15 protein-coding genes and 1 pseudogene are annotated in these 15429 nt (G+C 66.9%); 6 read left to right on the top strand and 10 right to left on the bottom strand.

Going from position 1 to position 15429, the window contains the following annotated elements:
- Position 1: 1 nt before the first annotated feature.
- From QN239_RS06175 to QN239_RS06165, 3 genes are read right to left on the bottom strand one after another with little or no spacing between them, the layout of a single operon-like run.
- The gene (locus QN239_RS06175; protein ID WP_499008723.1) at positions 2-1315 is read right to left on the bottom strand and encodes an MCE family protein; all 1314 of its coding nucleotides are present in this window, start codon (positions 1313-1315) and stop codon (positions 2-4) included.
- Between the two features lie 5 nt (positions 1316-1320).
- The gene (locus QN239_RS06170) at positions 1321-2148 is read right to left on the bottom strand and encodes an ABC transporter permease (protein ID WP_090354550.1); all 828 of its coding nucleotides are present in this window, start codon (positions 2146-2148) and stop codon (positions 1321-1323) included.
- Entirely contained in the window at positions 2148-2924 is a 777-nt protein-coding gene (locus QN239_RS06165) for an MlaE family ABC transporter permease (protein WP_499008722.1), read from the bottom strand. Before QN239_RS06165 ends, QN239_RS06170 begins: the two co-directional genes overlap by 1 nt.
- A 161-nt stretch (positions 2925-3085) precedes the next feature.
- Between QN239_RS06165 and QN239_RS06160 the strand changes: the two genes are divergently transcribed.
- Positions 3086-3457 carry a UBP-type zinc finger domain-containing protein gene (locus tag QN239_RS06160; protein WP_499008720.1) on the top strand — a complete coding sequence of 124 codons (372 nt, stop codon included), beginning with the start codon at positions 3086-3088 and terminating at the stop codon, positions 3455-3457.
- Here the strand turns inward: QN239_RS06160 and QN239_RS06155 are convergent.
- Both QN239_RS06155 and QN239_RS06150 read right to left on the bottom strand, forming a co-directional pair.
- Positions 3454-5016, bottom strand: a complete 1563-nt coding sequence (locus QN239_RS06155; protein WP_499008718.1) for a phytoene desaturase family protein — start codon at positions 5014-5016, stop codon at positions 3454-3456. The two genes, QN239_RS06160 and QN239_RS06155, sit on opposite strands and share 4 nt — an antisense overlap.
- A gap of 46 nt (positions 5017-5062) precedes the next feature.
- Positions 5063-5662, bottom strand: a complete 600-nt coding sequence (locus tag QN239_RS06150) for a TetR/AcrR family transcriptional regulator (RefSeq protein ID WP_499008716.1) — start codon at positions 5660-5662, stop codon at positions 5063-5065.
- Between the two features lie 88 nt (positions 5663-5750).
- Between QN239_RS06150 and QN239_RS06145 the strand changes: the two are divergent.
- Positions 5751-6107: pseudogene (locus tag QN239_RS06145) on the top strand (MBL fold metallo-hydrolase); the annotation flags it as partial.
- Here the strand turns inward: QN239_RS06145 and QN239_RS06140 are convergent.
- The 3 genes from QN239_RS06140 to QN239_RS06130 form a co-directional block, all read right to left on the bottom strand.
- Complete coding sequence (locus tag QN239_RS06140) at positions 6061-6897, bottom strand: SDR family NAD(P)-dependent oxidoreductase (RefSeq protein ID WP_499008714.1); 837 nt, start codon at positions 6895-6897, stop codon at positions 6061-6063. The pseudogene QN239_RS06145 and the gene QN239_RS06140 sit on opposite strands and share 47 nt — an antisense overlap.
- A complete protein-coding gene (locus QN239_RS06135) occupies positions 6890-8236 on the bottom strand; it encodes a cytochrome P450 (RefSeq protein ID WP_499008712.1) in 1347 nt (448 codons plus the stop codon). The genes QN239_RS06140 and QN239_RS06135 overlap by 8 nt, the downstream gene beginning before the upstream one ends.
- Before the next feature lie 76 nt (positions 8237-8312).
- Positions 8313-8900: a TetR/AcrR family transcriptional regulator gene (locus QN239_RS06130; RefSeq protein ID WP_499008710.1), complete on the bottom strand. Its 588-nt coding sequence runs from the start codon at positions 8898-8900 to the stop codon at positions 8313-8315.
- An 83-nt stretch (positions 8901-8983) separates the two neighbouring features.
- Here QN239_RS06130 and QN239_RS06125 point away from each other — a divergent pair, with 83 nt between their 5' ends.
- The 4 genes from QN239_RS06125 (at position 8984) to QN239_RS06110 (ending at position 13419) form a co-directional block, all read left to right on the top strand.
- Positions 8984-9919, top strand: coding sequence for a cytochrome c oxidase assembly protein (locus tag QN239_RS06125; RefSeq protein ID WP_499008708.1), 936 nt, complete (start codon positions 8984-8986; stop codon positions 9917-9919).
- Between the two features lie 6 nt (positions 9920-9925).
- Positions 9926-10777 (top strand): undecaprenyl-diphosphate phosphatase, encoded by an 852-nt coding sequence (locus QN239_RS06120; protein ID WP_267292555.1) that lies wholly within the window; start codon positions 9926-9928, stop codon positions 10775-10777.
- Between the two features lies 1 nt (position 10778).
- On the top strand, positions 10779-12344 hold the full coding sequence (locus QN239_RS06115; protein WP_499008705.1) for an LCP family protein: 1566 nt from the start codon (positions 10779-10781) through the stop codon (positions 12342-12344).
- Positions 12345-12411: 67 nt separating this feature from the next.
- Positions 12412-13419 (top strand): VWA domain-containing protein, encoded by a 1008-nt coding sequence (locus QN239_RS06110; protein WP_499008703.1) that lies wholly within the window; start codon positions 12412-12414, stop codon positions 13417-13419.
- A gap of 22 nt (positions 13420-13441) precedes the next feature.
- Here QN239_RS06110 and QN239_RS06105 read toward each other — a convergent pair whose 3' ends face one another.
- Both QN239_RS06105 and QN239_RS06100 read right to left on the bottom strand, forming a co-directional pair.
- Positions 13442-14053: a DedA family protein gene (locus QN239_RS06105; RefSeq protein WP_499008702.1), complete on the bottom strand. Its 612-nt coding sequence runs from the start codon at positions 14051-14053 to the stop codon at positions 13442-13444.
- Positions 14041-15423, bottom strand: a complete 1383-nt coding sequence (locus QN239_RS06100; protein WP_499008700.1) for a glycoside hydrolase family 27 protein — start codon at positions 15421-15423, stop codon at positions 14041-14043. Before QN239_RS06100 ends, QN239_RS06105 begins: the two co-directional genes overlap by 13 nt.
- Positions 15424-15429 lie beyond the last annotated feature (6 nt).

The raw sequence follows: 15429 nt of genomic DNA, 5'->3' as shown, positions 1-15429 counted from the left end.
CCTAGGGGTTCGCGGGCGGAGGAGGTACGGGTACCGGGTCGGGCGGCGGGGGCGGTCCCGGTGCGAACTGCGGTGGGAACGGTCCAGGTGCGGGCGGGCCGTTGTACCGGATGCTGGGCGGTTCGGGGACCGCCCGGGTGACCGGCAGGTAGTTGGCCCAGCCCGGGAATCCGATACCGGGGTTGGTGCGGATATCCGGCCCGGTGCCGAACCCGGTATCGGTGACCAGGTATTTGACCGGGAAGTTCTTGGTGACGTCGGGCAGCGACCCGCAGCTCGGCCTACCTCCGGGCCCACCCTTGGCGTTCACGATGGGCAGGTTGTCCGGGAAGCGGTACGGGTCGTCGCCGGCGAGCAGCGCGGCGTCCATGATGACGGACTTCCCGTTGCCGCCCATGGCATCCCGGCCGCCGTGTTCCAGGAACCACTGCGCCCCCTGGAACAGGCAGGTATAGGTGGGTGAGTACTTCAACAGCAGGCTGGTGGTCGGGTCCAGGATGTTCATGGCGCGCACCAGGTTCTGCTCATTGCCGCCGATCACGTCGACCCCGGTCTGGGCGAACCCGATCGCCGACAACAGCACGTTGTCCAACGCCTGAGCGTGCGTGGTGATCGTGGCGCTCGTGGTGGCCGCCGAGTCGAGGATCGACAGGATGTCGTCGGCGGCATCGGAATAGGCGGCGGTGGTCTGGCCGAACAGTTGCCAGTCCCGCTGCACCGTGGGCATCCGCGGGTTCACGGTGAGCAGCAGGTTGTCGGCCGACGTGATGGCTTCGCCGATGCGCTCGCCCTTGCCGCGCAAGGACTCCGCCACCGCCGACAGCACGGAGTTCAGTTTCGCCGGGTCGATGGCGTGCACCACCGACTGCAGGTTCTCGAAGACGGTGTTCACCTCGACGGTGACATTGCGGGAGTGCAGCACTGCGCCCGGTTTGAGCGATTCCGGACTGGCGTTGTCCGGCACGATGAGGTCGACGTATTTGGCCCCGAAAGCGGTGCTGGACTTGATCTCTGCTTCGACATTGCTGGGCAGGTACGTGAACGGCCCGGGGTCGAGTTTGAGGTTCAGTGACGCGAGTCCATTATGTGTGCCGATGGCACCGACCTCACCCACCTGCACACCGCGCAGTTTGACCTTGGCGCCGTTCTCCATGACCAGACCGGAACGGTCGGAGATCAGGGTGACCGCGACGAAAGACCGCAGCGTCCCGTTGAACAGCACGGCGGTGAGTGCGATCAGCGCGCCGATCAGGATGAAGAGGATGGGCGCGTACCAGATCGGGTCGATCTTTTCGCGGCGGGCACCGTTGGTCATCCGGGTCAGCCCGAGAGGTGGAAGTTGCCGGACTGTCCGTATACGGACAGCGTGATGGTCAGCAGCACGAACACCGTGGCAGTCACCGACGTGCGGACCGCCCGTCCGACGGCCTCCCCTACGCCGGCGGGCCCGCCGGTCGCGGTGAAGCCGTAGTAGGTGTGCACCACCATGACCGCGGCGGCCATCGACAGGGCGGCGATGAACGACCACACCAGGTCCATCGGGCGCAGGAAGGTGGAGAAGTAGTGCTGATACACACCGTTGGACTGGCCGTAGATGACCGTGGTGCCGAACTGGGTGGCCAGGAACGACATCAGCACGGCCACCGTGTAGAGCGGGATGACCACGACCACGCCGGCCACGATGCGCGTCGACACCAGGTAGGTGATGGCCCGGATGCCCATCACCTCCAGCGCATCGATCTCCTCATTGATCCGCATGGCGCCCAGCTGTGCGGTGGCGCCGGCGCCGATGGTGGCTGCCAGGGCGACCCCCGCGGTGGCGGGGGCGATGAACCGGACGTTGAGGAAGGCCGACAGGAAGCCCGTCAGTGCCTCGATGCCGACGTTGGACAGGGTGTTGTAGCCCTGCACCGCGATCAGCGCACCCGTGGACAGGGTGAGGAAGCCGATGATCACGACGGTGCCGCCGATGACGGCCAGCGCGCCGGTGCCCAGCCCCATGACGGCGATGAGCCGGAGCACCTCACCGGGGTAGCGCCGGATGGCATCACCGATGTGCAGCAGCGACTGGCCGTAGAAAGCGGTCTGCTCGCCGATCACCCGGAGCCGGTCGGCCGGGGTGCGCTTGCCGGCTGTGGCGTCACTCATCAGGGCGCGACCTTCACGCCGAGCGCAGTGGCCAGGATGTTGATCAGGAACAGCGCCATGAACGCGAACACCACGGTCTCGTTGACCGCGTTGCCCACACCGGTGGGGCCGCCGCCCACCGACAGGCCTTTGTAGCAGGCGATCAGCCCGGCGGACAGGCCGAACAACAAGGCCTTCACCAGCGACACGATCACCTGGGGCAGACCGGTGAGCAGGGTGAGCCCCGCGACGAACGCGCCGGGGGTGACGTGCTGAACGTAGACGACGAAGATGTAGCTGCCGGTGAGGCCGACGACAGCAACCACGGAGTACAGCATCAACGCCACGAAGGTGGCGGCGATGACGCGTGGAACCACCAGGGCCTGAACAGGATTGACGCCGATCACCTTCATCGCGTCGATCTCTTCGCGGATGGTGCGGGCGCCGAGGTCCGCGCACATCGCCGTGGCCCCGGCGCCGGAGACGACGATGGCGGTGACGACGGGCCCCACCTGGGTGACCGAGGCCAGCGCCGCCCCCGCGCCGGAGAGGTCGCCGGCCCCGATCTCCAGCAGCACGATGTTGAGGGTGAAGACGATCAACACGGTGTACGGGATGGACAACATGATCGTCGGGAAGATGGACACCCTGGCGACGAATGAGATCTGTTCGAACAACTCGCGCCAGGCGAACGGCCGCCGGAACATGGCAGCGAAGGTCTCGGCGCTGAGCACGACGAACTCGCCCACGGCATCCATGGACCGGGCGGCCTGCCCTGGCAGGGGTCGAGCTGTCATCGCGCGGACGTTAAGGCCACCGAAGTTAGCTGTCAAAAGCAGTGCTCACAGGAATGTCGACGTCAATATCGGATTTTGCTGGTGGACATGACGAGAATAGTTTTGCTCAGCGTGATCTGATCTCATCGATGCAAACGCTTGCCGCACAGTAAGCTCGCCTTATGACACCTGCCGATCCGGAAGCCCAGCCGGACGTCGACCCGAACGCGACACCCAGCGGTACCGGTTGCCTGGAATGCGATGCGGCGGGCGGCTGGTGGGTACACCTGCGCCGCTGCGCCGCCTGCGGGCATATCGGCTGCTGCGACGACTCGCTGTCCCGCCACGCGCAGGCGCATTGGCGTAGCACCGGGCATCCCGTCATCCGCAGCTTCGAACCGGACGAGGACTGGTTCTGGAACTACGACACGAACGAATACTACGACGGCCCGGAACTGGCCGACCCGCAATGCCACCCGCTGGATCAGACGGTTCCGGGGCCGCGCGGGCGAGTGCCCAGGGACTGGATGGCCCAGCTCCAGGCCAGGGGCTAACCCAGCACCGCCTGCGCGGCGTTATAGCCCGGAATGAACGTGATGCCGGGCCCGCCGTGGCAGCCGGCACTGCCGAGGTACAGACCCTCGATCGGAATCGGTTGGTCGGCGTAGCCTTTGGGGCCGGGCCGGTTGGGGCCCATCTGCTCGGGGTGGATCAGCCCGTGGCAGTAGTCGCCGCCGGGCGCGCCGAACATGGTGCCCATATGCCGCGGGGTGAAGGTGGTGTGCCGGGTGATGAGTTGCTCGAAATCCGGCGCGATGCGGGTGATCTTCTCGATCACCCGCCGCCCCATCTCGGCCTTCGATTCCCCGTAGGACGCCGAACCCGCTTCGATCGGAAACCACAGCGCGAACGCCGACACCGCGTGCTTGCCCGGTGGCGCCAGGTCGGGGTCGTGCACGGACGGCATCTGCATGGCGACGGCGGGATCGGCGGGCACGATGCCGCGCCGACTGTCCTCCCACTGCTGTTGCAGTTCCTCGGGAGTGCTGAAAAGCCCGATGGCCGCCTGCATCTCGGGGTTGTTGAGCATGCCGTAGGGCTCGGCGAAGGTGGGGAGTCCGTCCAGCGCGAAGTGCATCTGCAGGTAGCTGCCGCGGTGATCGATGCGGGCGAAGCGTTCCCTGATATCGGCGGGAACGGCGCCGGGGTCGATCAATCCGTTGACGGTGAGATCGGGTGCGATGCCAGAGACGACGACCGGCGCACTCACCACGGTGCCATCGGCCAATCGCACTCCGGTGACCCGCCCGCCGTCGACCAGGATCTCGTCGACCTTGGCTCGCAGGCGCACTTCGCCGCCGGCCGTGGTGAGCCGGCGCACCAGGTGATCGGTCAGCGTCCCGATGCCGCCGCGCAGCTTCTTCATCAGCACGGCATTCTCGTCGGGCACCGCCAGCCCGAACGCCAGCGCCGCGGCGCTGCCCGGGGTGGCAGGACCGCGGTAGGTGGTGTTGACGGCCAGGAAGGACAACATGCCGCGCAGTGCGCCGTGCTTCTCACCGTCGGGCAGATACCGGTCCAGCACGTCGGTGACCGAGCCGAACAACATGTCGCTGATCGCCGCACGTTCGAATTCGTTTGTGGCACAGCCGTACATCTCGTCGAGTGTGCGGGGCGGCTTCCCGGCGTCGAAGCGCCCGAGCGCCCGGGTGGGCGCCTGGCTCCAGGCCATCAGGCCGGCCATACCGTTGACCGCTTCGGCGCCGTGCACCTCGTTGAGGTGGGTGAGCAGCTTCATCGGGTCGGTGTAGTAGATCACCGGCTCGTCGCCAATCCCGCGCAGTGACACCGACATCACGTCGACGTCGACACAGGGCAGTTCGTCGAGACCGAGTTCCGCGCTGACCACCGCGGAGGTCGGGAACTGCAGTGAACCCGCGATCTCGAATTTGTAGCCGTCGAAGAGTTCGACGGTCGAGGCCATGCCACCGGCGTAGAGCTTGGAATCCAGACAGAGGGTGTGCAGTCCGGCGCGTTGCAGCAAGGCGGCGGCGGCCAGGCCGTTGTGGCCCGCGCCGATCACGATGGCATCGAAATCCGTGGAATCCGGCATCAACCGAGGCTGGCAGCCGAGGAATGTTTTGTCAATATTGACAAAACTAGGACGGGAGGAGGCCCGTCTCCAACGAGTTCAGCGCACTGCGGGTCAGCCGGGCCAGTTCGGGAAGCGACCGCTCGCCGAGCATCCACACCTCCATGGCACCGAACACCGCCGCGGCGATACACCGGGCCGCCACCGTCACCCGCAGTCGGGCGTCGGTACCCGGCCGGGGCGGGTAATCGCGACGCAGATGTTCTTCGACGACTTCGGCGAAATCGGCCTCGACCTGCCGGATGTGGCGCACGATCCGGCCGGGCTCCAGTTCCTCGGCGCGCAGCGCGGCGATCTTGGCCACCGCCTCCACGTCGTACGGTGACGCCAGGATTGCCGAGTGCACCGACTCCACGATCGACTCGCCCGAGTTCCGTTCGGCCAGGGCCGCGCGGAACCACTCCAGGCCGGCGTCGTAGTCGACGAAGAGCAGATCGTGCTTGGACGAGAAGTGGCGATAGAACGTCCGCAGCGACACCCCGGCATCGGCGGCGATCTGCTCGGCCGAGGTCTCCTCCACCCCCTGAGCGAGAAATCGCACCAGGGCCGCCTGCCGCAGCGCTTCGCGGGTGCGCTCACTTCGCGCCGTTTGGGCTGGCCGGACCATCATTTCAACGTACCGCAGCGCCCACGTCACACCCCGAGGCTGACAAAGTGCACCGTTTGACATGCTTGCCGGGGTTGCCCACAAAGTCGCCGCTGCCAAGGAGCTTTTTCCCGGCATCGTGCTGGTGTCGCTACCCGGGCACACCCGCGGCCACGCGTGCGTGGCCGTCGACGCGGGGCAGCGCTGGATCCTGCACGCCGGTGACGCGTTCTACCACCACGGGACGATCCGGGGCGCGGCTGTCCCGCCGATGTTGAGCCGGATGGAGAGTTTCGTCTCGTTCGACCGGAACCGCCTGCGGGACAACCATGCTCGACTGGCCGAACTGGCCGGCCGACACGAGCCCGACCTGTTGATCGTCAACGCGCACGACCCGGTGCTCCTCGAACAAGCCCGGGTCAGCGGCGGGCACGCCGGCGGAGCACCGATTCCACCCGGCTCATGACGTCGTAGTAGTACGTCGGCGTGATGCGCGTGAGCGCGTCGAACACGTACGCGTCGGGCCCCACCAGGACGCGGGCCTTCCCGGCCTCCACGCCGCGGTGGATGATTGCGGCCGCCTCGTCGGGTTCGGTCATGGTGAGCGCGGCGAACTCCGCCACCATCTCATCGTGCGTACGCCCCCGGCGGTCGGGGTCCTTGCGGACCCGTGCATTGCGCACGATATTTGTGTTGATCCCACCCGGGTGCACGTTGACCGCCGACACCCCGGTACCGCGTAACTCCTGGCGCAACGCATCGGTGAAGCCGCGCACCGCGAATTTCGCAGCGCAGTAAGCACTCTGGTTGGGCATGCCGGCCAGGCCGAACACGCTGGACGTGTTGACGACGACCCCGCGATCCTGCCGCACCAGGATGGGCAGGAAGGCCCGCGTGCCGTTGACCACACCGTGGAAGTTGATATCCCACAACCAGTTGTCGTCGTCGGTGTTCGCTTCCAGCACACTGGACGACACGGCCACGCCGGCATTGTTGAACACCGCGCCGATCGGTACCGGCGCCCACGCGGCGACCTCGGCCGCGAAGTCGCGCTGAGCTTGGGCGTCAGCGACGTCGAGCACCTTGCGCAGCACCGGACCGGACAGCGCGGCCTCGGTCTCCTTGAGTCCCGCCTCGTCGATATCGGAGATCGCCACCGGACAGCTGTGCGCCGAAAGCCGCTGCGCCAATGCACGTCCGATCCCGGACGCGGCACCGCTGATGACCGCGGTGCGGCCACTGATGGTTCTACGCATGGACTTGCTCACGTTGCTCCTCGTGTGGTGTCTCGGCCGGCGTGCGACGCCGGAAGACCACGGCGCGCCCGCCCGCGCCGGGGGCCATCGCGACGCCGCGCGAATGTTGTGGTTCCCCGGCTGCGGTGGTGGTGCCGAAAGCGAAGTCCTGCAACAAGGTACGCAGCGTCACCGTCATCTCCATGTTGGCGAACGCCGCGCCGATACAACGCCGGATGCCACCGCCGTAGGGAATCCAGGTGTAGTTGTCGGGATTGGAGCCGAGGAACCGGTCGGGGTCGAACGCCATGGCATGGCGGAAGTTGGACTCGCAGCGGTGCGACAGGCCGAAGCTCGCGATGACGGCCGTACCTTCGGGAAGGACCCAGTCGCCCAACCTGATTCGGGTGTCGACGATGCGCGCGGTGAACTCCACCACCGGCCGCGTGCGCTGCACCTCCCAGATGACGGCCTGGAGTAGCTCGCCGTGGTCGTGCTCGAGGCACTCCAGCACCGAAGGATGCCGGCGCAGTCGTTCGATCACCCACGACAGTGTCGTCGCGGTGGTCTCGTGTCCGGCCGCGAGCAGGGTGAGCAGTTCGTCTGCGACATGATCGTCGGCGATCGGCGAACCGTCCTCGTAGCGTGCGCTCAACAGCAGCGCCAGCACGTCACTGCGGTCTTCGAACCGGGGATCGGCGCGGGCCTCGGCGATCAGCCCGGCGATGATCTCGTTGTAGCGGCGCCGGGCCCGCTGCACCCGGCCCCATGGACTCCACGGCCCGAGATCCCGCCGCAGCGCCCGGGGCAGGATCGCCATCTTCGATGCCAGCGGGACCATCGGCGGCAACAGCTCGCGCAACTCGTCCAGCGCGGGGCCCTGTGCGCCGAAGACGGTGCGCAGGATGGCACTCAACGTGATGCGCATCATCGGCTCGAGCGTCGCGAACTCGACACCCTCGGGCCACGTCGCCGTCTCCCGACGCACCTCTTCCTCGATGATGGCTTCATAGGAGGACATCCGCTTGCCGTGGAACGGCGGCACCAGCAGCTTGCGCCGTTCCCGGTGTTCGTCACCGTTGAGGCTGAAGGTGGATCCGGGGCCCAGCACCGAGCCCAGATTCGCCGGCCTGCTGATCAGGTCCGGTCCGGTGGTGAACAACTCCTTGATCAGCGCGCGGTCGCTGATGACGACGGCGGTGCCGAAGATCGGCACTTTCACGGTGAAGGCCGTGCCGTACCGCCGCGCGGCGGTGTCGAGCACCCACCGCCGGGCACTGAGGAACGCCAGGCCCTGCACCAGTGGAGGCAGCCGCGGACCGGGGGGCAGCCGGATCGGGTCGGTCGTCGCTTCGGCCATGTCCACACACCCATCAAGTTGGTACTGCGATGTACCGACTACGGTACGTCCAAGTACCGGGCTCCACAAGAACGTGTCAGGACATCGGCGTGATGAGCGCGATGGTCGCCTCGACCGCCTCCTCGGTGAAATCGCTCATCCGGCCGCCGTTCTCCACCGTGACCGCGGTGAGCTCGCGCAACCCGCCCAGCAGCATGATCAGCCGCTGCCGTGAGATCGGGCCGATCCCCGCCTCGCGGAACTCGGACCGGTCCACCAACTGGTTCACCATGCCGACGAACTGCTCCATGGCGTCACGGACGAGCTGACGGCCCGCCGCCCCCAGCGAGGGGCCGTCGCGTATCCAACTCAACGTCAGGTCGGGCCGGGATTCGGCCGAGGCGATCCAGGCTTCGATGGCCTGGCGGGCTTGCTGTTGCCAGGGCGCCCCGGGATCGACGGCCGCGGCGATCTGCTGCACCTGTTCGGCGTTGGCCTCGGCCAACAACCGCACAAAGCACTCCTCCTTGCTGGCGAAATGCTCATAGAACGTGCGACGCGACGTGCGGGCCCGCCGCACGATATCGGCGATCGTCGTCTTGGCATAGCCAGTCTCGGCGATCGACTCTTCGAACGCCGTGAGCAGTCGCTGACGGAAGTCGGGCGCAGCGGGTTCGGTCGTCACCAGGTCCACCTCATATCGGGCAGTCATCGTACTGCCCGATAACGCGCAGGTGGTGCACAGCAATCGCACGCATACTGGCCGCCATGTCTTTGGCGGTGGCACCGCTGACGCTGTCCACCGCGGTGACATCGTGGACCGTCGATGCGGCTTCGACGGCGCTGCTTGTGCTGGCAGGCAGCGCCTACGCGTGGTGCTGCCGGCGCGCCCACGCTGCCGGGGCGCCGCTGCCGGCCCCCAGACGGGCCGGATTCTGGAGCGGAATCGCGGTCTGGGCGCTGGCCACCATGAGTATGGTCGGCGTGTACGCCCCGGTGTTGTTCTGGGTGCGCGCTCTCCAAGTTCTGCTGCTGCTGTTCGTGGTGCCGATGTTGTTGGCGCTGGGCACCCCGCTGACCGCGCTACGCGCGGCGGGCGGCGCCGCACTCGTCGACAGGGTGCTCGCAGGCAAGGTCGCCCGCGTGCTCACCCATCCGGCCACCACCTCGGTGCTCATGTTGGCCACGCCGTGGCTGCTGTACCTGACACCCTGGTACGTGGCAGCCCTGACCAACCCGGCCATCGAGTCACTCACCCGAATCATCTTGGTACTCATCGGTTTCTGCTACTTCTATGCGCGCATCCAGGCCGACCCGGTGCCGCGGCGGTACCCGCAGATGATCTCGGTCGTGATCAGCATCGCCGAGACACTCGGCGACGGTCTGTTGGGCCTCGTGTTGTGGCTGGGACCGCTGGTCGCCACCGACTACTACCTGGCACTGAACCGCACCTGGGGCCCCAGCATGCGGGTGGACCAGTCGATCGGCGCGGGCGTGTTGTGGATTCTCGGTGACGTGCTCGGTGTGCCGTTCCTGATGGTGCTGATGCGCGCGATGTCTTCCGACGAGAAGGCGCAGGCTGCGGTGCTCGACGCCGAACTCGATGCGGCCGAAGACACCTCCGGTGAACAGACCTCACCCGCACTGTGGTGGGAGGCCGATCCGCAGCTGCGGGACCGCTTCCACCGCCGAACAACCGAATAGGCGTAGATGCTGACCTATCTGCAGGCCGTCGTCATCGGCGCGCTCCAGGGTGTCACCGAACTGTTCCCGATCTCCAGCCTGGGCCATTCGGTGCTTGTCCCGGCCTGGCTCGGCGGGTCCTGGAGTCAGCTTGTGACACAGGGCAATTCCCACGGCCACACCCCGTACCTGGCCTTTGTGGTCGGGCTGCACGTCGCGACGGCACTGGCCCTGCTGGTGTTCTACCGGCGGGACTGGGTGCGCATCATCGGTGCGTTCGTGACCTCGGTGCGAATCCGCAGGATCGAGACGTCCGCGCAGCGGCTGGCCTGGCTGTTGGTCCTCGCGACCATCCCGACCGGGCTGCTCGGGCTGGCCTTCGAACATCCGCTGCGCACGCTGTTCGCCACCCCGCTGGTGGCGGCCGTGTTCTTGACGCTCAACGGTGTGATTCTTGCCATAGCCGAACTGTGGCGAAGGCGGCTGCCGGGCACACGAACCCTCGACGACCTCAGTGCGGTGGAGGCCGGTGGTATCGGCCTGGCGCAGAGCCTGGCACTGCTGGCCGGGATCAGCCGGTCCGGGGTCACGATGGTCGGCGGGCTGATCCGGGGCTTGGACCACGAGGATGCCGCCAAATTCGCGTTCCTGCTGGCCACGCCGATAATCCTGGCCGCAGGCGTGCTCAAGTTGCCGGAACTGGCCGAGCCGGCCAGCCGGGGCATCCTGGGCCAGGTGCTGGCGGGCTCGGCCGTCGCCGCAGCGGCGGCCTACCTCTCCGTACGCTTCCTGACCCGCTATTTCGAGCACCGCACGCTGCTGCCGTTCGCGGTCTATTGCGTTATCGCAGGCGCGGCCTCGGTCGTACACTTCGCCTGATATGCCCGACGCCGCCCGGCACCGATTGCCTGAACCGCCTCGGCGCCGGCTCCGCTGGGCCCGCGTCGTCCTTGCTGTGTTGTCCACCGCATTGGTGGCGGTGTCCGGGGCGGCGTGGTGGACCACCCGCGGCGTGCTGACCGGATTCACCGTGTCACACGCGCTGGCCGACTCGGCGCACATCAAAGGCGGCCCGATCAACATCCTGCTGATCGGGCTGGACTCCCGAAAGGACCAGCACGGCAACGACCTGCCGCAGGAAGTGCTGGATCAGTTGCATGCCGGGGATTCCGAGACCGGCGGCTACAACACCAACACCCTGATCCTGGTGCACGTTGACGCGGACAACAAGGTGACCGCCTTCTCCATCCCGCGGGATGACTATGTCGACTTCCACCGCCTGCCCGGTTACACCAATATCAAGATCAAAGAGGCCTACGGGCTGACCAAGTTCTACACCGAACAGCACCTGGCCGATGAGGGGATCGGCGACCGCGAAACGCTCGAGATGGCCGGACGCGAGGCCGGCCGCGCCGCCACCCTGAGCGCCGTGCGCAGCCTTGTCGGGGTACCCATCGACTACTTCGCCGAGATCAACCTGGCCGGCTTCTACGATCTGGCGTCCACCCTGGGCGGCATCCAGGTGTGTCTCAACCACGCGGTGGACGACGAATATTCGGGGGCGAACTTCCCGGCAGGCCACCAGACCCTCAACGCCGCGCAGGCGCTGGCCTTCGTCCGGCAGCGGCACGGTCTGGAGAACGGTGACCTCGACCGCACGCACCGCCAACAGGCCTTCCTGGTCGCGGTCATGCGGCAGCTGCAGGAGTCCGGCGCCTTCACCGATATCGGCAAGCTCAACGAGTTGATGGCCATCGCCCACAAGGACATCGTGTTGTCCAGCGGCTGGGACTCCGATCTGTTCCGCAGGCTGGGCTCGATCAGCGGTCAGGATGTCGTCTACAAGACCCTGCCCGTGGTGCGCTACGACACCCGCAACGGCCAGGACGTCAACATCATCGACCCCGACGCCATCAAGGCACAGGTGCGCGCGGCGTTCTCCGACGGCACTCCGGTCGCCACCACTGCTCCCACTACCGCCGAGGCCGTCCCGACGAACCCCGTGCAGGTGGTCAATGCCGACAGCAACTGGACGGCCTCGACCGTCGCGACCGCCCTGGAGAAACGCGGCTTTCACGTCGAGACGCCCGATATCCAGCTCGAGGACAAGCCCGCACTGACGACCATCAGCTACGGCGCCGGGGCCGACGACGTCGCCCAGGAACTCTCCGGTCTGCTCGGTGCCGTGGTGACCGTCGCGGACAAGGAGCTGCCGGCGGGCCAGGTGCGGGTGGTGATCGGCAACGGTTATCTGGTTCCGGCCAAGCTGACCGCGCAGGATTCCACGTCTTCGACGTCCAGCACCACGCCCAGCACTTCCGCCGCCAGGACCGCCACCACATCCACGCACCGGCCGTGGTTCGGCACCGAGGAGGCCGGGTCCAGCGACCCGACCCCCGACCACGGTCTGCCGGTCAGCGGCGACCGCACCCCGTGCGTGAACTGAGGCCCACAGCGGGTTGACATCCGCGCCGGAGTCAGGCCCCAGCGCCGTTTCCTAGCCTGGCGCGACAATGACGCTGCCATTTCTGGGCCCGATCACGCTGGCGGGCTTCGCCCACGCATGGTTCTTCCTGTTCGCACTCGTCGCCGCGGCGGTGGCCGTGCTCTACATCGTGATGCTGCGCAAGCGCCGGATCCGGGTGCTGCGCTTCGCCAATCTGCACATCCTGGACAAGGTCGCACGCCCACGCACCGATCGCTGGCGACACCTGCCGGCCGTCCTGCTGGTCGGTGCTCTGCTGCTGTTGAGCTGTGCCTTGGCCGGGCCGACCCATGACGAGCGCATCCCGCGGGACCGGGCGGTGGTGATGCTGGTGATCGATGTCTCGGAGTCGATGCGCGCCACCGACGTGTCCCCGAGCAGGCTGGCGGCCGCCCAGGCGGCCGGGAAGAAGTTCGCCGACGAACTCACCCCGGGTATCAACCTCGGCCTGATCGCGTACGGCGGCACCGCAACGGTCCTGGTGGCCCCGACCACCAACCGCGCCAAGATGAAGAACGCCATCGACGGACTCAAGGCCGAGGAGCGTACCGCCACCGGCGAGGCCATCTTCACTGCGCTGCAGGCGATTTCGACGGCGGACGCGGTGATCGGCGGCGGCGACGGACCGCCGCCGGCGCGCATCGTGCTCGAATCCGACGGCAAGGAGACGGTGCCCTCACAGCCCGACGAGCCGCGCGGCGCGTTCACCGCCGCACGGGCCGCCAAAGACCAGGGCGTGCCCATCTCGACGATTTCGTTCGGTACCCCGGACGGTTATGTCGACCTCAACGGGATCCGCCAGCCGGTGCCGGTGGACGATGCCACGCTGAAGAAGATCGCCGAACTGACCGACGGCCAGATGTTCTACGCGTCGAACCTCGACGAGCTCAACGGGGTGTACGACAAGCTGCAGCAGCAGATCGGGTATCAGACGGTACCCGGCGATGCCAGCGCCGGCTGGCTGCGGTTGGCGGTGCTGGTGACGGTGGCGTCCGCGGTGGCGTCGCTGACGCTGAACCGCCGAATTCCGGCCTGAGGGAAGCGGAAAACCCGGGAAGTCATTGTTCGGTCGCGGCGACTCGGGCATGCCTGCGGTTGCCCAGCCACATCACCAGGCGTCGTACGCCTTGGATCACGAGGAACACCGTGATCACCGTCGGGATGGCCAGGATCAGCGTCGGTCCACCGAAATGCGCACCCAGAACCAAGACCACAGCCCACACTGCGGAGGCGATCACCGAATAACCGACGAACCGCCCGAAAGGTCGTCGTGCCGTGCCGAGTGAGGCCGGCACGAAACCGCGCGCCGGGGGCACCCAGCGCTGAACGATCATCGCGCCCAACACACCTCGGCGCTGCACGGAGTGATGCGCGCCGTAGACATGTTTACGCGAACGGCGCACGAGCCTCGTCTTGAGCAGCCTCGGTCCGAGCGTCCGGCCGAGCCAGTAACTCACCATGTCACCGACGACGGCGGCCCCAATCGCGACCGCGAGCAGCTCAGGAACGGACAGATCTTGATCGGTCGCCAGTATCACGGCGACCAGAATCGGTTCGGCGGCGATCACGATGCTGAATACCGGCACCGACGAGCCGATGACGACCGCTGCCAACACCACGAAGGTCAGCGGCCCGACGGGTATTTCGGGCAGGAAGTTCAGTGGGAACACGTATCCGCTGTCCTTACTCGCACGAGGTGAACAGCGTGGGGTGCCACGGATCTGGCGCCGAGGTCACCGGTGACCTCGGCGCTGTCACCCGTCCACAGGTCGCGCACGCTGTAACAGGACGCCGGCGGCAGTCCCACTGCGGCGGCCGTGGTCGCGATATCCCCCGGCACGCTCGAGGGATTGAACAGCGCGACCGCCACCGAGGAATCGGCGAGCCGCTTGGCCCAGATCCGCCCATCGCCGCCGACCTGACGGGCCTTGGCCATCAGCGGGTCCTGATCGACCGCGATGACCTCGCGGTTGGTGAGGATCGACAACGTGGTCGGCGACATTGCCCGTAAGTCGTTACCGGCCAGCAACGGGGCGCCCAGCATCGCCCACAGGGAGAAATGGCTGCGCTGCTCGTCTTCGGTCAAGCTGGGCTGAGTGGCGGCAATCCACTGCGCGGTCCGCGCCGGCATGGCCAACATCGGTTCGATCAGCGCGCGTTGGTCGGCGGTCAGGGGCTGCGATTTAATGTTGTTACGCAACAGTTCTCGGTGCCGGAGAAAGAAGTCGCTCCACGTCACCCCGACCACCAGCATGTCCGGGTCGCTGCGATATGCCGGGCGGTCATTTGCCGCGGCGGCATCCGCGAACTGGTCGGGGACGCCGCCGAACATCCCGGAAGCGAACGGATCCACACCACCCGGAATGGTTAACACATTGTGCCACAACGGAACCAGGTCGCCGGACGTGCGGACCACGTCCGCGATTCCGGTCCAGTCGAAGCGGGCACCCGCGGCGGGGTCCCCGGAACTGTTGGGGTTGATGCTGTAGACGATGCGTCTTCCGCTGTCCCGCAGGGCCGACCCCATCGCGCCGAACACCTGAACCTGTTCGTCGTGGTCGGCGGCGACGCTGCACCAGTCGTACTTGAGGAAGTCGATTCCCCACGCCGCGAAGGTCGCGGCGTCCACGGTTTCGTGGCCGAGGCTCGCGGTGCCCACACCTTGTCCGCAGGTCTCGTTGAACGGACTCGAGTACAGACCGAACTGCAGTCCGCGTTCGTGTGCGTAGTCGACCAGCGGTGTCAGCCCGAACGGAAAGCGCTGGGGGTCGGGGACCAGCTCACCGCTGGAATTGCGTTCTGGTGCAGCCCATCCCGCATCCAGATTGACACACGTGTATCCCGCATCTCGCATCCCGGAGGACACCATCGCGTCGATGGTGTCCCTGATCGACTGGTCGTCGATCTCCATTCCCGAGTTCCACGAGTTCCATCCCATCGGTGGCAGCGGTACAGGTGGAGCGGCGATCACGACATCGGCGGGATACGAACACCCGGAAACCACAGCGGCAACTCCCAGCACGCACAGCAAACGACGCAAGACCCC

The organism is Mycolicibacterium sp. Y3, from assembly GCF_051188035.1.
Taxonomy (GTDB): domain Bacteria; phylum Actinomycetota; class Actinomycetes; order Mycobacteriales; family Mycobacteriaceae; genus Mycobacterium; species Mycobacterium fluoranthenivorans.
The sequence above is the reverse complement of the archived record's forward strand: the minus strand, read 5'-3'. Positions and strand labels throughout refer to the sequence as shown.

Bases quoted from the DNA above. Each gene is read 5' to 3' on its own strand.
- QN239_RS06175 (WP_499008723.1), bottom strand. From the start codon at position 1,315: ATGACCAACGGTGCCCGCCGCGAAAAGATCGACCCGATCTGGTACGCG.
- QN239_RS06170 (WP_090354550.1), bottom strand. From the start codon at position 2,148: ATGAGTGACGCCACAGCCGGCAAGCGCACCCCGGCCGACCGGCTCCGG.
- QN239_RS06165 (WP_499008722.1), bottom strand. From the start codon at position 2,924: ATGACAGCTCGACCCCTGCCAGGGCAGGCCGCCCGGTCCATGGATGCC.
- QN239_RS06160 (WP_499008720.1), top strand. From the start codon at position 3,086: ATGACACCTGCCGATCCGGAAGCCCAGCCGGACGTCGACCCGAACGCG.
- QN239_RS06155 (WP_499008718.1), bottom strand. From the start codon at position 5,016: ATGCCGGATTCCACGGATTTCGATGCCATCGTGATCGGCGCGGGCCAC.
- QN239_RS06150 (WP_499008716.1), bottom strand. From the start codon at position 5,662: ATGGTCCGGCCAGCCCAAACGGCGCGAAGTGAGCGCACCCGCGAAGCG.
- QN239_RS06140 (WP_499008714.1), bottom strand. From the start codon at position 6,897: ATGCGTAGAACCATCAGTGGCCGCACCGCGGTCATCAGCGGTGCCGCG.
- QN239_RS06135 (WP_499008712.1), bottom strand. From the start codon at position 8,236: ATGGCCGAAGCGACGACCGACCCGATCCGGCTGCCCCCCGGTCCGCGG.
- QN239_RS06125 (WP_499008708.1), top strand. From the start codon at position 8,984: ATGTCTTTGGCGGTGGCACCGCTGACGCTGTCCACCGCGGTGACATCG.
- QN239_RS06120 (WP_267292555.1), top strand. From the start codon at position 9,926: ATGCTGACCTATCTGCAGGCCGTCGTCATCGGCGCGCTCCAGGGTGTC.
- QN239_RS06115 (WP_499008705.1), top strand. From the start codon at position 10,779: ATGCCCGACGCCGCCCGGCACCGATTGCCTGAACCGCCTCGGCGCCGG.
- QN239_RS06110 (WP_499008703.1), top strand. From the start codon at position 12,412: ATGACGCTGCCATTTCTGGGCCCGATCACGCTGGCGGGCTTCGCCCAC.